Source organism: Peptostreptococcus russellii (assembly GCF_003012055.1).
In the GTDB taxonomy this organism is placed as follows: domain Bacteria; phylum Bacillota; class Clostridia; order Peptostreptococcales; family Peptostreptococcaceae; genus Peptostreptococcus; species Peptostreptococcus russellii.
The window spans coordinates 35,142-50,845 of record NZ_JYGE01000002.1 but is presented as its reverse complement, the minus strand read 5'-3'; the positions used below and the strand labels follow the sequence as shown (position 1 = coordinate 50,845).

At 29.7% G+C, this 15,704-nt stretch carries 17 protein-coding genes; 2 read left to right on the top strand and 15 right to left on the bottom strand.

Going from position 1 to position 15,704, the window contains the following annotated elements; genetic code table 11:
- Window positions 1-32: 32 nt before the first annotated feature.
- From UF10_RS01190 to UF10_RS01175, 4 genes are all read right to left on the bottom strand, one after another.
- Window positions 33-1,049 (bottom strand): lysylphosphatidylglycerol synthase transmembrane domain-containing protein, encoded by a 1,017-nt coding sequence (locus UF10_RS01190; protein ID WP_106776026.1) that lies wholly within the window; start codon window positions 1,047-1,049, stop codon window positions 33-35.
- Between the two features lie 16 nt (window positions 1,050-1,065).
- Window positions 1,066-1,758 (bottom strand): polysaccharide deacetylase family protein, encoded by a 693-nt coding sequence (locus UF10_RS01185; protein ID WP_106776025.1) that lies wholly within the window; start codon window positions 1,756-1,758, stop codon window positions 1,066-1,068.
- A gap of 420 nt (window positions 1,759-2,178) precedes the next feature.
- Complete coding sequence (locus UF10_RS01180) at window positions 2,179-3,324, bottom strand: MGDG synthase family glycosyltransferase (RefSeq protein WP_106776024.1); 1,146 nt, start codon at window positions 3,322-3,324, stop codon at window positions 2,179-2,181.
- A gap of 805 nt (window positions 3,325-4,129) precedes the next feature.
- Complete coding sequence (locus UF10_RS01175; RefSeq protein WP_106776023.1) at window positions 4,130-4,618, bottom strand: hypothetical protein; 489 nt, start codon at window positions 4,616-4,618, stop codon at window positions 4,130-4,132.
- Window positions 4,619-4,903: 285 nt separating this feature from the next.
- Here UF10_RS01175 and fba point away from each other — a divergent pair, with 285 nt between their 5' ends.
- Entirely contained in the window at window positions 4,904-5,827 is a 924-nt protein-coding gene (gene fba, locus UF10_RS01170) for a class II fructose-1,6-bisphosphate aldolase (protein WP_106776022.1), read from the top strand.
- Between the two features lie 84 nt (window positions 5,828-5,911).
- Here fba and UF10_RS01165 read toward each other — a convergent pair whose 3' ends face one another.
- The 5 genes from UF10_RS01165 to UF10_RS01145 form a co-directional block, all read right to left on the bottom strand.
- Window positions 5,912-6,529: a YczE/YyaS/YitT family protein gene (locus UF10_RS01165; RefSeq protein ID WP_106776021.1), complete on the bottom strand. Its 618-nt coding sequence runs from the start codon at window positions 6,527-6,529 to the stop codon at window positions 5,912-5,914.
- A gap of 362 nt (window positions 6,530-6,891) precedes the next feature.
- Window positions 6,892-7,593 carry a 5' nucleotidase, NT5C type gene (locus UF10_RS01160; protein ID WP_242969004.1) on the bottom strand — a complete coding sequence of 234 codons (702 nt, stop codon included), beginning with the start codon at window positions 7,591-7,593 and terminating at the stop codon, window positions 6,892-6,894.
- A gap of 115 nt (window positions 7,594-7,708) precedes the next feature.
- On the bottom strand, window positions 7,709-8,407 hold the full coding sequence (locus tag UF10_RS01155; RefSeq protein WP_106776020.1) for a metallophosphoesterase: 699 nt from the start codon (window positions 8,405-8,407) through the stop codon (window positions 7,709-7,711).
- A gap of 28 nt (window positions 8,408-8,435) precedes the next feature.
- Entirely contained in the window at window positions 8,436-9,251 is an 816-nt protein-coding gene (locus tag UF10_RS01150; protein WP_106776019.1) for a GTP pyrophosphokinase, read from the bottom strand.
- Between the two features lie 186 nt (window positions 9,252-9,437).
- Entirely contained in the window at window positions 9,438-10,466 is a 1,029-nt protein-coding gene (locus tag UF10_RS01145) for an MBL fold metallo-hydrolase (protein WP_242969003.1), read from the bottom strand.
- 232 nt (window positions 10,467-10,698) lie between these two features.
- Here UF10_RS01145 and UF10_RS01140 point away from each other — a divergent pair, with 232 nt between their 5' ends.
- Entirely contained in the window at window positions 10,699-10,953 is a 255-nt protein-coding gene (locus UF10_RS01140) for a hypothetical protein (protein ID WP_106776018.1), read from the top strand.
- A 110-nt stretch (window positions 10,954-11,063) separates the two neighbouring features.
- Here UF10_RS01140 and fabZ read toward each other — a convergent pair whose 3' ends face one another.
- The 6 genes from fabZ to UF10_RS01110 form a co-directional block, all read right to left on the bottom strand.
- Window positions 11,064-11,489 carry a 3-hydroxyacyl-ACP dehydratase FabZ gene (gene fabZ / locus UF10_RS01135; RefSeq protein WP_106776017.1) on the bottom strand — a complete coding sequence of 142 codons (426 nt, stop codon included), beginning with the start codon at window positions 11,487-11,489 and terminating at the stop codon, window positions 11,064-11,066.
- Window positions 11,490-11,517: 28 nt separating this feature from the next.
- Entirely contained in the window at window positions 11,518-12,753 is a 1,236-nt protein-coding gene (gene fabF / locus UF10_RS01130; protein WP_106776016.1) for a beta-ketoacyl-ACP synthase II, read from the bottom strand.
- Window positions 12,754-12,765: 12 nt separating this feature from the next.
- Window positions 12,766-13,512, bottom strand: coding sequence for a 3-oxoacyl-[acyl-carrier-protein] reductase (fabG, locus tag UF10_RS01125; RefSeq protein ID WP_106776015.1), 747 nt, complete (start codon window positions 13,510-13,512; stop codon window positions 12,766-12,768).
- 3 nt (window positions 13,513-13,515) lie between these two features.
- Entirely contained in the window at window positions 13,516-14,460 is a 945-nt protein-coding gene (gene fabD / locus UF10_RS01120) for an ACP S-malonyltransferase (RefSeq protein ID WP_106776014.1), read from the bottom strand.
- Window positions 14,453-15,391, bottom strand: a complete 939-nt coding sequence (fabK, locus tag UF10_RS01115; RefSeq protein ID WP_106776013.1) for an enoyl-[acyl-carrier-protein] reductase FabK — start codon at window positions 15,389-15,391, stop codon at window positions 14,453-14,455. Before fabK ends, fabD begins: the two co-directional genes overlap by 8 nt.
- Before the next feature lie 82 nt (window positions 15,392-15,473).
- Window positions 15,474-15,698 (bottom strand): acyl carrier protein, encoded by a 225-nt coding sequence (locus UF10_RS01110; protein ID WP_106776012.1) that lies wholly within the window; start codon window positions 15,696-15,698, stop codon window positions 15,474-15,476.
- Window positions 15,699-15,704: the final 6 nt, after the last annotated feature.

Here is a 15,704-nt window from a genome sequence, read left to right as displayed (position 1 = left end):
TTAGAAGCTCACTTTTAAAAATATACTTCTATCTACTTTCTAATATAAGAAATTAAGGACACTATTCCACTTATTATCAAAACAATGTAGAAGTTTGCAATTCTGGTTAAAAGCATACCTGGAACTACTAAACTTCCAAAGAAATTTCTAAACATATCTACAAAAACTGATTCGCTTGCTCCTACCGCTCCTGGAAGAGGAAGTGATGAAACTGCAATATTTAAGATTGCCTGAGTCAATATTAAATCCATCATAGAAAATTTTCTAAGTCCAAAACCTAAATATATTACATAAGGTATAGCAAACAACATAGTTATTTGTAATATAGTCACTAATATCACATAAAGTAATATCTTTGGATTTTCTTTCATATATATAGCACCACGCTCGTACTCCTCTAAAGACTGAGAAATCTTTTCTCTTAACTTATCTTTATTTTTTATGATTCTAATCTTATAAAGAAGTTTTCCCATTGTATTTAATATTTTAAAGACTACTTTTGGTGAAAATATTAAAAACAATATACCAAATAAAATTATTGCATTTGATATTAATCCATATGCTAAAAGCAAGTGAAAACCTGCCTTGTGCGAAACCATAAATTCAGGTTTAATAAAAAGTGCTATTAAACCATATAGCATAACAACTAATTGATGGGCAAAAAGTAATATCATCAAGCCTAAAGATGAGGAAGTGATAGATATTCCTTTTCTATTCATAAAATATACCTGAGCTGGTTGACCTCCAGAAGATGAGGGTGTGATTGAACTAAAGTAAAATCCTACAAAACCATACTCAATACAATCTTTTATACTAGTTTTTTTGTTCAAAGCCCTCATTGTTATCCAGATATTTATTCCTTCACAAATTATATATCCCAACATCAAGGCTATGGCAATTAATATATAGCCTGCCTTAACAGAATGTATTGCTGCCATAACACTATTTATAGACTCATCTTTTAAGACATACATTATAGAGGCTATCATTAATATAAGTATAAATCCTATACCTAATAGCTGACTTTTTTTATTCTGTAATCCTTCCATATTTTCTCCTTATTTTTTATTCTGGTAAAACAAACTTGTATCCCTTTTCCTTTAAACTTGGTATTGCCTTTTTTAAAGCTTCAATAGTATTTAAAGGTGCATCTTTTGCTCCACCTGAATTCTCTCCTGCATCATGTAAACAAATTATGCTATTTGAGCTTGTTCTTAGCATCAACTTTTCATAAATCATGTCTGGAGTACTCTTAGAGCTCCAGTCTTCTGCCATAACATCCCAGTATATCAGTTTCATATTATATTTTTTGACAAAATTTAATGAAAATATATTAGTATGACCCCAAGGAGGTCTATAAAATAAATCCTCTACACCTAGTTTTTTCATTATATATGTACTGTTTTCAAAATCTTTTTTTGTATAAAAATAACTATATAGCATAGCATTTTTATGTTGCCAAGAATGAAGCCCTATCTTGTGTCCCTTTTTTTGAAGAAACTTTACTATTTCAGGATTTTTTTGAGCATTTTGAGCAACCATAAAAAAAGTTGCATGCACATCATTATCTTCTAGAACTTTCGCAAGCTTATATATATATCTTTCGTCTGGTCCATCATCAAAGGTCAACATTATTTCATTTTTATTTTTTGTCTTTCTAATTGCCTTTTTATTTATTTTTTTATTATAATAAGTTGGTATTATCGAATGTAATATAAATAGGGAAGAAACTCCCAATATAATTTTCAAAATAAACATATCACAACATCTCCTTACTTTCACTTCTATAATATTTGCTTTTATTTTTATAAATTTTTTTTCACTTCTATAATATTTCTTTTACTTTTGCTTTTTTCACTTCTACATTTTATTCTTTTCTGCTGTTAATTTTTACTTATAGAGCATTTTTTATTTTTATTCCTATTTACTTTTAATTGCCCAAAAGTCATCATATACTAAATATTATCTTTGCCAATAGATCTATACTTCAATACCTAGTCTACTACATATCAATTCAATAAAGAAGTCATATAAATATCTTCTTTATTTATATAGTTTCATATAAAGCTTATAGTTAATTTAAAAAGTGCAAAATAAAAGGTTGCCTGATGTATCGGGCAACCTTTTTTCTTATATTAAAGATTTCTTTATCAACGGCCATCTAACTAGTTATTTATACTATAAGTTATCTATCTTTTTATCAATAAGCTGTAAATCACTAACATATTCATCAAAATATCTAGAATCTAGACTTTGAACAAATGTGTTCATTGATTTTCTAACTTCATCCGTCCTTTTATCGTTGTTTACGAACCTAACTATTCTTTCTATACTCTTTTCTGCACTTTCATTTAATACTATGCCTAAATTATTATCCTGTATAAAATCAATATTTTTTAGTTCATTTGGAAGTTTAGTAGAAAATGATACTATTGGTGTCAGTGAGTATATTGCCTCAAACATTGTTATGCCACCCGGCTTAGTTACTACACAGTCCGCATCTTGCATCAATTCACTCACTCTGTCAGTATAAGCTAACACTGTTATATTTTCATAATTATTATATAAGATATTGTATAAATCTTTATTATTCCCTGCCACAATAGTTGTGTGAACACCATCAAGTTCATTTAGCTTTTCATAAAATTCCCTATTATCAGGTAGTACTCCAAGACCTCCACCCATTATTAGTAGTTCTTTTTTCCTTCTGTAATTGGACATCTCCAATATTTTAGAGTTCTTTTCTGCTACTGCTGGATGTGATAGGCTATAGTAGTTTTCTTTAAACTTCTCTGATACAGGAATTCCATATACTACTATTTTATCCTCTGTTACACCCTTTTCAATCAATCCTTTTTTACTTTCTAGACAAGGAACCATATACTTATTTGTATGATCTGCAATCCATTCATAATGGCTGCTAACATCTGTTATACAAGTAATCAAGGCAACTTTAGAAGATGTTTTTTCCTTGTAATAACTCACTCCTTGAGATACTACTGGAAAAGTTGAAACTACTATATCTGGCTTTTCTTCTTCAAAAAGTTTCTCGCAATCAGCTGCAAATTTTCTTGTTATTAAATCTTTGCTTTCAATCTTTTTGTCATTCGCTGAATAATATGAACCATAAAGATTTTTAGCATACTTTACAATTAAATTAAAGCCTTTATATATATATCCTGATAGTGCTGGCATAGAGTATTCAAATAAGTCTATAACTTTTATATCAGCATTTCTATCAAATTTTAATATATCTTGCCTTATTGAGTTTGATGCAGATAAATGACCCATACCAAACTTGGCTGTCAAGATCAATACTTTCATAATGCCACCCCTTTCAAAATAAAATATTTTCTAACTAATTTTCTATCTTAACTTATTATACCTTGCAAAACTAAATATATAGCGTATAAAATTCTTAAGTTTTTATAAAGAATTTAATTTTTAAATTTTATATACTGATTTTAATATTTGATATAGAGCTAACTAGGATTATTAAATTCTCTTATTTTAATTGATTGCTAAACAAGTAAAAAGGGAAGCTAATAGCTCCCCTTTCATAATTTTTATACCTTTTACTTTAATAGTATTTTTCAAAATCAAATTAATAACTCTAAATATTAATTTCTTATAATAGCTCCCTATTATATACTAGAACTTAATATACTAGAACTTAATATACTAAAACTTAATATACTAGAACTTAATATATTCTATAATAGGTACAACAATTATTATTGAAAATATAATTTTATTAAAATTTAATATTATCAATTATTGTGCTAAAAACTGTTATAAATTCTTTAAATATCTTTAAATAGTTATTAACGCAAATCAATATTCCTTCTCTTTCTTGCATTTAAGCTCTATTAATAATATCATATACTTCAGGATTTTCACAATCCTCTAAATCTAATGTTTCAGTTTTTTGTAACAATAATATTGCAGGAATAATCCCCTGTATAATTTTAAAAATATAATTATACTTATTGAATATTTATTTGACTTATATAAAAGTACACTATTTATCATCTTTTGAAAACTTTTATTTTTTATCTCTCATAAACCTTTTATATTTTTTCTACATATAGATACTTACCTTTTACTTCAACTATTTTTACCATATCACCTATTGATACGTTTTTTTCACCTTTTTTTGAATATACTTTTTTTCCTTATTGTCAAATAATATTATATATTTATTGTTATTTAAAACTTTAATGATAGTTCCAACTTTATATAAATATTTTTTTAAAAAACTTTTTTTTAAAAATCTACCATATTCTCGACTAACTATCATAAAAATATTTACAATTATTATACTTTGTATTAAACCATATTTAAAGGCAGCTAAAAAAATGACAAAACCTGCACCAACAAAACTATTAACCACTCCTATAGTCTGTGTTTTTCCTGTTACAAATGGATCTCCATTATAGCTTTCTAAAAAAGCAAAGATTAAAACTATAATTCCAGCAACTATTGAAATATAAGAAAATAATGTAATAATAGACTTATCGTCAATGTTATTTTTAAGCAATAAATAAATAATTGATGAAATAGCCGTCATCAACAATAATGTTAAAAAATCCTTAGCCCTCATTTTTTTAAAATTCATAGCACACCCACCCCCTCAAAATACCAATAATATTCAATATTTTCTAAATATTGAATATTATTTTAAAGTTCATCATAAAATAGTCAGAATATCTAGCATTTTCAATTATTTAAATATATATACTTATTTAATATCGTTTTCATAGTAAATAACTTGTTTTTCTATAAAAAAATCATAATATCAACAAAATTATAGCAAAAATTACACCAAAATAGTAGATATTTATATTTTTTTTGGTATAATAAGGTTGATGGGTAAGTTTTAAAAGTTCATAAGGAGGATATTATGGCATTAATTAATACTAAGGAAATGTTTAAAAAGGCATATGAAGGTGGCTACTCTATAGGAGCTTTCAATATAAGTAACTTAGAACAACTTCAGGGTGTTCTTCAGGCTTGTAAGGAAAGAAATTCTGCTGTTATAATACAGGCTTCTAAGTCTGCTATCGAATATGCAGGTATAAATACTTTAGTAGCTCTAGTAAAGGCTGCTTCTGATGAAATAGGTGTAGATTGTGCACTTCACTTGGATCACGGTCCAAACTTTGATATGGCTAAGACTTGTATAGATGCTGGTTTCACTTCAGTTATGATAGATGGATCTCACCTAGACTATGAAGAAAATGTAGCATTAACTAAGAAAGTTGCTGAATATGCACACAAATTTGATGTTTCAGTAGAGGCTGAGCTAGGTGTTTTAGCTGGTACTGAAGATGATGTAACTTCAGATGTACACAAATATACTGATCCAGAACAGGCAGTTGACTTTGTTACTAGAACTGGTGTTGATTCATTAGCAATAGCTATCGGTACTTCACATGGTGCATTTAAGTTCAAGGGAGAAGCTAAGTTAAGATTTGATATACTTGAAGATATTCAAAGTAAGCTTCCAAACTTCCCAATAGTACTTCATGGTGCTTCAGCAGTTGATCAAAATGTTGTTGCTACTTGTAATGAATTTGGTGGAGATATTGCTGGTGCAAAAGGTATTCCAGTTGAAATGCTAAGAAAGGCATCTTCAATGGCAGTTTGTAAGATAAATATGGATACTGACCTAAGATTATCTATGACTGCTGCTGTTAGAAAGTATATGGCAGAAAATCCAAAGCAGTTTGACCCAAGAAAGTACATAGGTGCTGGTAGAGATTCTATAAAGAGTGTTGTAGAAGACAAGATAGACAATGTTTTAGGATCTAAAGATTCTCTTTAATTGATACGATATAAATTTATAATAAACAGGGCTGTTTAATTAAACAGTCCTGTTTTTATTTACTATAATTTAGAATATCTATTGCTAAATAGATACTATATATTTTTCTGAAAACTTCTTACTAATTGATATAAAGTATCCAATTGTAAATGTTATTATTATAGTTCCTACTCCAAAAGGTCCTGAAACTAAAATCATAACAATAAAACCTGTCACTTCAATTAATAGCCTTGCCCACTTCATTTTCCAAGAGAAGAAATTAGAAATTGCAAGCATTAGACCGTCTATTGGCATCTTCGGATAGCCCGTTGAAACATAAATACCAGTACTCATACCAACTATAATATATCCTATAAAAAATAATACTATATTAAATCCAAGTCCGCTCCCAAGTGGCAAATAACTTACAAAGGCTTTAGAAACATCAAGCATAAATCCCTTCCAAAGGATTGGAAATATACATAATAAATTCATTTTTTTATCCAAAATGGATGCTATAATCCAAAAACTACTTTGAACTATCACCGACCATAATCCCAAAGATATACTTGTCTGCATATCTAAACCAGCCATTACAGCATTCCAAGCATCTAACCCTAATTTGCTCTCAATTATAAGTGCTACTCCTAAACAAGTTCCACTCAGACCTATAAGATATATTACTATCCTGTATAAACTTATACTATGAACTCTTTCTTCCAATAAATTTTACCTCACCTTCCTGTAATGACCTATTTCTAAATAAAAATAAATCACCATACTCCCTTTCTATCATAACATATAGCTGTAATTTCAAACAAAAGAAACTCTATTTTAAGAAATCAATTATTTTATTTTGATTTTGAATCAGGAACTAGCATTTTATTTTTTCCAAATAGAAAATACTACAAACTATAATTTCCAAATAAAAAAACAGCTGCTAAAATTAACAGCTGTTTTCCTATTAACTTATCTTACCCTCAAAAGAAAATTCATACCTTGTTTTATCATAGTATGATGAAAAATCTATTCCTATATTTCCTTCTATCTTTTTATCTAGGGCTATTTTATATCATGTTGAAATTTTATATAACAATTTCAAGTATTTTTTTTATTTCACACCAACTATTAACTCTTATAAGATTATTTTCAAGCACACTCATAAATTCTTTTGTATACTTTTTATAATCTAATTTTGATTCAAGATTATAAGTTTTCATCTTGGTTTTATCTTCTTTTTTAATATTTTTTTCTTTTTCTAGTTCATTTTCTAATTCTGGCAATACTTCTTTATTGTAGTTAGTATCCATCAAAAGCACTTTGTATCCTGCCTTTAAAAGATTCTTAACATTGTTTGGATCATCTTCTATAAAATAATCACACTGAAGCTTTTCAGCCATCTTTACTTTTCCAGAATTACCACTTAAAGAATACACTCTAGAAGAATCAAGACCTTGCTTTTCTATCCAAGACTTTGTTATTTCATCTATGTCTTTACTTCTAGCTGTTACAAAATATACCTGATTGCCATTTTCTAATAACTTATCAACTACTTCTTTTGCTCCATCCAGTATATTTGCTTCTTTATATATGTGTGAGTACTCCACATCAAAATTCTCATATATATTTTGATACTGTGGTCCATAAGTATCATTCCAATCTATAGAAGTATATTCTTCTTCCTTTACATTTTCACCTGTTAATTCATTTAGATAGGGTATAAAAAAATATGGGTCTATCATAGTACCATCTATATCTATACAAATATTTCTACTCTTTTTACTCAAAATATCACCTCATCATCAATATTAGTTATTCATTAAAGGTATTTAAACCTTTACATTATTAATGATTGTAATATACTTTACAGTCTATTACAAGTCTAGAAATGTTTATTATATACTATTTTATTTCTTTCAACTTAAAATCTAAATAATCACATGATACTAGGTGATAATTTATTCCATCAATTTCGCCTTTTATACCTAGTCCAAAGCTTTCTTCTCCATGTAAGTGACCATATATTACATGTTCTGGTCTATATTCATTAATCACATCTAAAAATAAAGTTTTTTCCATACTTTCATTACTAGGCGGATAGTGTAATAATACTATTTTTTTCTCATATCCAGCTTTATCTGCTTCTTCTAGAGATATCTTCAATCTATTCGCTTCTCTTTTATATATTACTTCATCTTTTTCTTCAAATCTCATATCATTTGGACATATCCAGCCTCTAGTACCACATACCGCATAATCTCCCACTACTTGATAGTTTACATTCATAAAATTCATCTTGTCTTCTTCTTTAAATATTTTATTTAAAGCAGATGCTGTACTCCACCAGTAGTCGTGATTTCCACGTATCATATATTTATTTCCAGGCATAGATGCTATTATATCCAAATCTGCTTTTGCCTCTTTTACCTTGCTCGCCCAAGATATATCGCCCACAATAAATACTATATCATCTTCTGATACTCTTTTTTTCCAATCAGCAAAAATCTTTTCTTCATGGTCATCCCAATTCATACCAAATACATTCATTGGTTTATTTACTGCAGTAGAAAGATGCAAATCTCCTATTGCAAAAATCTTCATATTTTTCCTCCATATTATTTTTATCTTCTTACCTTATTTCATTATCATCAAGTATTCTACTCATTTTAACATCTTTTAACACATGATCAATCTCTGCCTTCAAATCAATAAGGCCTGCTATATCATTTGTCTGAGACATTTTATCCATTTGATGTTTGTAATAAAAATAATTTTCACTGTCTCCTAGCTCTTTTAGTTTATCTACTCTTGCATATACATCTGTTGTTGCATATTCTTTTTCAGTAAATAACTCCTGAGCCTTTATTATATCTTCTCTTATCTCTCCCATTTCCTGATCAAGTCTAAATGCCGCATCTGCAGCACGTTTTAATCTTTTTGCCAACTCATCAGGAATATAATGGTCATACTTATACTTCAAAGAGTGTTCTATTGTTGCCCAAAAATTCATTGCCAAAGTCCTTATCTGAACCTCACACTGCAATTCTTTTGGACCATCTATAGTCTCTATAGGATACATAATTATTAAATGATAGCTTCTATAACCGCTTTTTTTAACGTTATTTATATAATCTTTTTCATTTATTATTCTCATATCCGCTCTTTTCTTAATAATTTCAACTATAGCATATATGTCTTCTACAAACTGACACATTATTCTAATGCCTGCGATATCTTCTATATCCTCTTCAATATTTGTAGTGTTCAACTTCTTCATTTTGGCCATAATGGAAGATATCTTCTTCGTGCGCCCCGTTACAAACTCTATTGGAGAGTATTGTCCTTGCTCAAGATAGTCTTTTCTAATATTTTTAAATTTAATCTTTAATTCTTCAACGGCATTTGAATATGGAGCGATTATTCTTGTCCAACTCCTATAATCCATAGTCTCACCCACTTTCAATTTCTTTGATTTTATTAAATAATTGCTTTTAAAGTAGTAAATATTTTGCATTATTTAGTATATTTTTGAAACTTTATAAAAACAGTTTCTGTTTTATTTTTTATATTATAACATTAATACTTTGATAAATAGGCTTATAGATTATAATTTTAAAATTTAAACATATCCCTACACATCGCAGTAAAGTAGACCATCTTTTCCCTTTAAAACATCTTTATTGATAACATATTTCAGTATATTGTTGTCAAGTCTGTAATCAATAACATCAGTATCAAGTAAATATGAAATAGTAGCATTTAGAGAATTTCTATATTCAAGATATGCTATATAATTACAAGTCAACTTCCTTCTATCCAAAAACTCTTTAATAAGCTCATCAAATGTTCTTGGTTCTTCTAGAAAATTGAGTACAAATTCAACTAAGCCCATCAAAGCTTCATAGTTATAATCTGCTACTTCCATCATCTCTTTTTTTGAATAAATCTTACTAGAGTGTCCTAATATTCCCAGTTCAAAATCTAGTATTCTTACTCTGTCCAAAGACTTTATCTGACTTGAATAGTCACTCATAAATAAAAACTCAAACTTCTCTAAAGAATTCTTTGAAATCATTAAATCTGCAAAGAAAGCAACCTTATCATCTGTGATTACAGCTATACAGCCTTCCGTATGACCTGAACAATCTACAATCTCAAAGTCGTGTCCATTGAGCTTTAAAGTCTGCCCTGGATAAATTACTTCATCTATTTTATTTGGATGAAGTATATACTTACTCAGTTCTTTTTCTAGTATCTGGGTTCTTCTCCCCCCAGTTAAGAAATCCATATATATATCAGGATTCTCAATATATAATTTAGACTTATATGAAGAAAATATCTTCACGTCCTTGTATCTTTCTTTTATTTGATGATTTCCACCACTGTGATCTTCATGCTCATGAGTACTGATAATATACTTAACTGTGATATTGTTATCATCTAATATTTCGATCATTCTTTCTTGTCTTTCTCCGCCTAGACCCGTGTCTATTAATAGAGCAGATCTATCCTCGAAAATATACACTCCTGTATTGGTACCTCCCCTAATCCAGAAAGTATTGCCTTTAATATTTTTTAACTTCATCATAATTATACCACCAATTGTATTTTTTAACCTTTTAATAGTTACATCGTCACTAACCTTTTTCAATCTCTTCATAGTTACATCACCACCTTTATTTTACCATAGTTTGCCTATAAATAACAAAATAAATATAGATTTCACGATTATACTATTTAATTTTACGATTTTTTTATTTATAATAATTTATTATTTACTATAATCAATTTTCTTGGTATTATATAGTAGCAAAGATATTGGATTGTATTGCATATATTTCAGTATTTTCTGAAATATAATCACATAAAGTTTAGTTTTAAAAGGAGGATCTATGAATCGTTATACAAAAATAATAACTATGATGGGTAGCTATTATACAAGAGATTTTGAGAAAGAAAAAAAAGATATCATCAAGGTTAGAGAAGTTCGAGAAGAAACTGTCAAAAAAGCATTTTTACAAGGTGATTGCGAGGTATTGGTCATATTTGAAGATACAGGAAAAGAATTTTTAATAGATGATTTTTCTCCAGTAGATGAAATCAAAAAATATCTTGGAGCATCATTTGTTGCAAAAAACAGAAGATAATTATAAAAATATACTATTGAGTATATTTTAAGTTATATTTAAAATTTATAGATTATTTAAAATCATTATATAAGCCCTTGCATCGATGCAAGGGCTTATATAATGATTTATTATTGTTCTATAAAAAATGATACCTCTGCCTCTACACAAATCTCTCCATCACATAGAACTTTTCCCAATCCTACGCCAAAGTTTCTTCTCATTTTAGATATTTCAACAAAAATATCCAACTTGTCTCCTGGCCTAACTTCTCTTCTAAATTTTGCATTTTTAATAGACGAAAAAAATGCTATTTTACCTTTATTTTCTTCCATAGATAGTATTGATACAGCCCCCGTTTGAGCTATTGCCTCTACCAAAAGTACACCTGGCATTACATTATGCTCTGGAAAATGTCCCTGAAAGAAGGGTTCATTTGCTGTTACACATTTTATTGAATGGGCACTTTTTCCTATCTCCATATCACATATCTTATCTATTAGTAAAAAGGGATATCTGTGAGGTATTATTTCCTTAATTTCTTCTATATTTAACATATTTTTCCCTTCCTAAATATATAAATTTTTATTTATTATATTTTTTTAAAACTATAGTTGAATTATGTCCACCAAATCCTAATGAATTGCTCATGGCATATTCTATTTTTTCATATCTAGTTCCTTCTACTACATAATCTAAATCGCAGTTTTCATCCTTGTGCTTGTAGTTGATAGTAGATGGAATAAAACCGTCTCTTAGAGCATATGCACATATTAACGCTTCTGCAGATCCAGCAGCTCCCAACATATGTCCTGTCATACTCTTTGTTGATGAAACAGCTAGGTTTTTGCTGTGTTCTTCAAATAATTTTTTGATTGCATTTGTTTCCACTTCATCATTTAAAGCTGTGCTTGTTCCATGTGCATTTATATAATCTATTTCACTTATATCTATCTCAGCCTCATTTATTGAGTCCTGCATAGACTTAACTACACCCTTACAATCTGGATTTGGTGCTGTTATATGGTAGGCATCACTTGTCTGACCATAACCTACTATTTCGCATATGATATTTGCATCTCTTTTAAGTGCTGAATCTAGTGATTCCAAGAGAAGTATTGCAGAACCCTCTCCCATAACAAATCCATTTCTCTCCTTGTCAAAAGGTATTGAGGCTCTGTTAATATCATCTGAAAATGAAAGAGCTGTCATAGATTCAAATCCAGATATTGCAAGCTCACATATTGATGCTTCACAACCACCGGCAAATACTGCATCTTGATATCCATCCTTTATCAGTCTATAAGCGTGTCCTATGCAATCTGTTCCTGTTGCACAGGCCGATACATCAGATATACAAACACCCCTTGTCCCAAGCTCTATAGACACATGACCAGCCGCCATATTTATGATTGATTTTGGTATAAAATGAGATGAAACTCTCTTAGGTCCCTTATTCAAATACTTTTTATGCTCTTCTTCTATACTTATTATTCCACCTATACCACTTCCAACAACCACTCCTGTTTTAAATTCATTTTCTTCATTAATGACATAAGCACTATTTTTACAGGCTTCCTTGGCCGCTGCAATTGCAAATTGTAAAAATCTATCTTTTTTTCTACTTCCCTCTATATTAAAATCTTTAGGATTAAAGTTTTTTACCTCAGCTGCTAGCTTGGTTTTATACAGAGAATTATCAAATGCACTTATTTCTCCAACCCCATTTACACATCCCTTTATATTTGATATGAAATCTAATACATTATTTCCAACTGGGCTAATTACACCTGCTCCAGTAATTACAACTCTCTTTTTCATAATTTTCCTCCTCTATATAGCTGAGAGACCTCCATCTACACTGATTACTTGGCCAGTAATATATCTTCCCGAATCACCTGCAAGAAAAGATACAAGATTTGCAACATCCTCTGGGCATCCAATTTCTTTTAAAGGAATCATATTCACTATATTTTCTTTGATATTATCTGGAACAGCATCTGTCATATCTGTTTTTATAAATCCTGGTGCGATTGCATTTACCGTAACTCCATAAGAACCCAATTCTGCTGCTAAAGTTCTTGTAATTCCTATTACACCAGCCTTAGATGCAGAATAGTTCGCTTGACCTACATTTCCTACAACTCCAGCTAGTGAAGAAAGATTTATTATTCTTCCATATTTTTGCTTAGTCATTTTTCTAGCTACTTGCTTAGTACAGTTAAATACGCCTTTTAAGTTTGTATCAATAACATCATCAAAATCAGTTTCTTTCATTCTCACAAACATTTTATCTCTTGTAATACCAGCATTATTAACTAATACGTCAATACTTCCATATCTATCTTGTATTTCTGAGATAGCGTGTTCTGTTTCGCAAAAATTCTTTACATCAAACTTTACGCAAAATGCCTTCATTCCCTTGCTTTCTAACTCTTTAACTATAGAATTTGCCTTTTCATCAGAACTTACATAGCTAAAACCTACTATGTATCCATCATTTGCTAGTTTTTCTACTATTGCTCTTCCTATCCCTCTTGATCCTCCTGTTACAAAGGCAAGTCTATTGTCAACACTCATACTTTACACCTCATATCTTTTTATTTTATCCATATCAGATAATTTTTCTATATTTAATACTTCTACTGTTTTATCTATTTTTTTTACAAATCCTGTCAATGTTTTTCCAGGTCCAATCTCTATAAATGTATCACATCCCTGAGATATCATATTTAAAATACATTCTTCAAATAAAACTGTTGAACACATTTGTTCCTTGAGCTTAGCTACTATATCACTGTCTTTTGTATATACTTTTGCATCTAGATTTGAAAATACATCTAGATTACTATTTTTAAAAGTAACTCTTTTTAGATAATCTTCAAACTCATTTGATGATTCCCTCAAAATCTCAGTGTGAAAAGGACCTTCTACATCTAGTCTTACTGTCCTTTTTATTTTATTTTCTTTGCATAGTTTTTCAAGTCTATCCAAGGCTGAGTACTCTCCACCTACCACTATTTGAGAAGGTGAGTTTAGATTACATATAGACAGCACTTGCTCTTTTCTTGCTTCTTCAACCAAAGAACTAACCGTATCCATATCAGACTTTAAAATAGCCATCATAGATCCTTTGTTTGCTGCTCCCTTCTCCATAATAATACCTCTATTATATACCAATTCTATAGCTGACTCTAAATCAATTATAGATGATGCACACAAGGCACTGTACTCTCCAAGGCTAAGCCCTGCCATTGATTCAACTTGAATATTGTCTTTATCAAGTATCTCTTCTTTTATTATAGAGTATAAGCACATACTGTTCAAAAAAATAGCTAGCTGAGCATATCTAGTTCTTGATAAACTTTCAAGTGAAGCCTCTTTTACTATTTCAAAAGTCTCTTTATCTACTATTTTTTCAAATATATTATATATATCTTCACAGGATTTACTCTCTAGTATATCCTTTCCCATACCCTCATACTGGGATCCCTGACCAGGAAATAGTATCGCTATTTTCTTACTCATATATAGACCTTACCGTCCTTTCATATCCTTGCATCAAATCATCAATTATTTCTTTACAACTTTCTTCTTTATTCACAAGCCCTGCTACTTGACCTGCCATAACAGAACCATTTTCAACATCACCGTCTACTACTGCCGATCTCAAACTTCCTGATCCAAACTTTTCCAACTCTTCAATACTTGCATTTGCCTCTTCTAACTTTTTAAAGTTTTTAGCAAACTTATTTTTAAGTACTCTTACTGGATGTCCTGTAGATTGACCAGTCACTGTGCTTGATGTATCCTTGGCTTTTATTACCTTTTCTTTATATCCATCAGAAACCTTACACTCTTTTGCCAATAAAAATCTAGTCCCTAGCTGTACTCCTGATGCACCTAAACAAAATGCCGCACTCATACCTCTTCCGTCAGCTATTCCTCCAGCTGCAATTACAGGAAGATCTATACTATCGACAATTTGAGGTATTAAAGACATAGTATTTGTAACACCTATATGACCTCCAGCCTCTGCACCCTCAGCTATTACAGCTACTACACCTTCATTTCTTTGCATCCTTATGGCCTGTGCTACTGATGGTACAACAGGTATTATTTTTACACCATACTCATTTAACTTCTTAAAATACTTACCTGGATTACCTGCTCCAGTCACTACTATTTTTATATCTTCTTCTATTACTGCATCTATAATATCCTCTATAAATGGACTTAGTAACATTATATTCAAAGCAAATGGCTTGTCTGTCATATTTTTTGTTTTTCTAATCTCTTCTACAACCCATTCCTTTGGAGCATTACCAGCCGCTATAATTCCAAGGCCTCCTGCATTGGATACTGCAGATGCCAAATTAGCATCCGCAATCCAAGCCATACCTCCCTGAAAGATAGGATATTCTATTCCTAATAAATCACAAATATTGTTTTTTTTCATAATCTTATCCTTCTATAACATGATTTTCAATACACAGTTTTATGATATTGATTTGACTTTATTACCTTTAAAGCTTAAATTACTATGCCTTATTAGATATATAGTCAGCTATTTTCTTAGGAGTTCTAAGTGTTTCAATGTCTTCATCTTCTACTTCTATATCAAACTCTTCCTCTATTTCTGTCATTATATCCATTACATCTAGTGAATCTGCCTCTAAATCTTCTTGTATATCACTATCATCCTTTATTGAATCTAATTCTACATCTAACTGTTCTGCTAATATTTCTTTAACCTTTGATAACATTTTTAA

Bases quoted from the DNA above. Each gene is read 5' to 3' on its own strand.
- UF10_RS01190 (WP_106776026.1), bottom strand. From the start codon at position 1,049: ATGGAAGGATTACAGAATAAAAAAAGTCAGCTATTAGGTATAGGATTT.
- UF10_RS01185 (WP_106776025.1), bottom strand. From the start codon at position 1,758: ATGTTTATTTTGAAAATTATATTGGGAGTTTCTTCCCTATTTATATTA.
- UF10_RS01180 (WP_106776024.1), bottom strand. From the start codon at position 3,324: ATGAAAGTATTGATCTTGACAGCCAAGTTTGGTATGGGTCATTTATCT.
- UF10_RS01175 (WP_106776023.1), bottom strand. From the start codon at position 4,618: ATGAATTTTAAAAAAATGAGGGCTAAGGATTTTTTAACATTATTGTTG.
- fba (WP_106776022.1), top strand. From the start codon at position 4,904: ATGGCATTAATTAATACTAAGGAAATGTTTAAAAAGGCATATGAAGGT.
- UF10_RS01155 (WP_106776020.1), bottom strand. From the start codon at position 8,407: ATGAAGATTTTTGCAATAGGAGATTTGCATCTTTCTACTGCAGTAAAT.
- UF10_RS01150 (WP_106776019.1), bottom strand. From the start codon at position 9,251: ATGGATTATAGGAGTTGGACAAGAATAATCGCTCCATATTCAAATGCC.
- UF10_RS01145 (WP_242969003.1), bottom strand. From the start codon at position 10,466: ATGAAGAGATTGAAAAAGGTTAGTGACGATGTAACTATTAAAAGGTTA.
- UF10_RS01140 (WP_106776018.1), top strand. From the start codon at position 10,699: ATGAATCGTTATACAAAAATAATAACTATGATGGGTAGCTATTATACA.
- fabZ (WP_106776017.1), bottom strand. From the start codon at position 11,489: ATGTTAAATATAGAAGAAATTAAGGAAATAATACCTCACAGATATCCC.
- fabF (WP_106776016.1), bottom strand. From the start codon at position 12,753: ATGAAAAAGAGAGTTGTAATTACTGGAGCAGGTGTAATTAGCCCAGTT.
- fabG (WP_106776015.1), bottom strand. From the start codon at position 13,512: ATGAGTGTTGACAATAGACTTGCCTTTGTAACAGGAGGATCAAGAGGG.
- fabD (WP_106776014.1), bottom strand. From the start codon at position 14,460: ATGAGTAAGAAAATAGCGATACTATTTCCTGGTCAGGGATCCCAGTAT.
- fabK (WP_106776013.1), bottom strand. From the start codon at position 15,391: ATGAAAAAAAACAATATTTGTGATTTATTAGGAATAGAATATCCTATC.
- UF10_RS01110 (WP_106776012.1), bottom strand. From the start codon at position 15,698: ATGTTATCAAAGGTTAAAGAAATATTAGCAGAACAGTTAGATGTAGAA.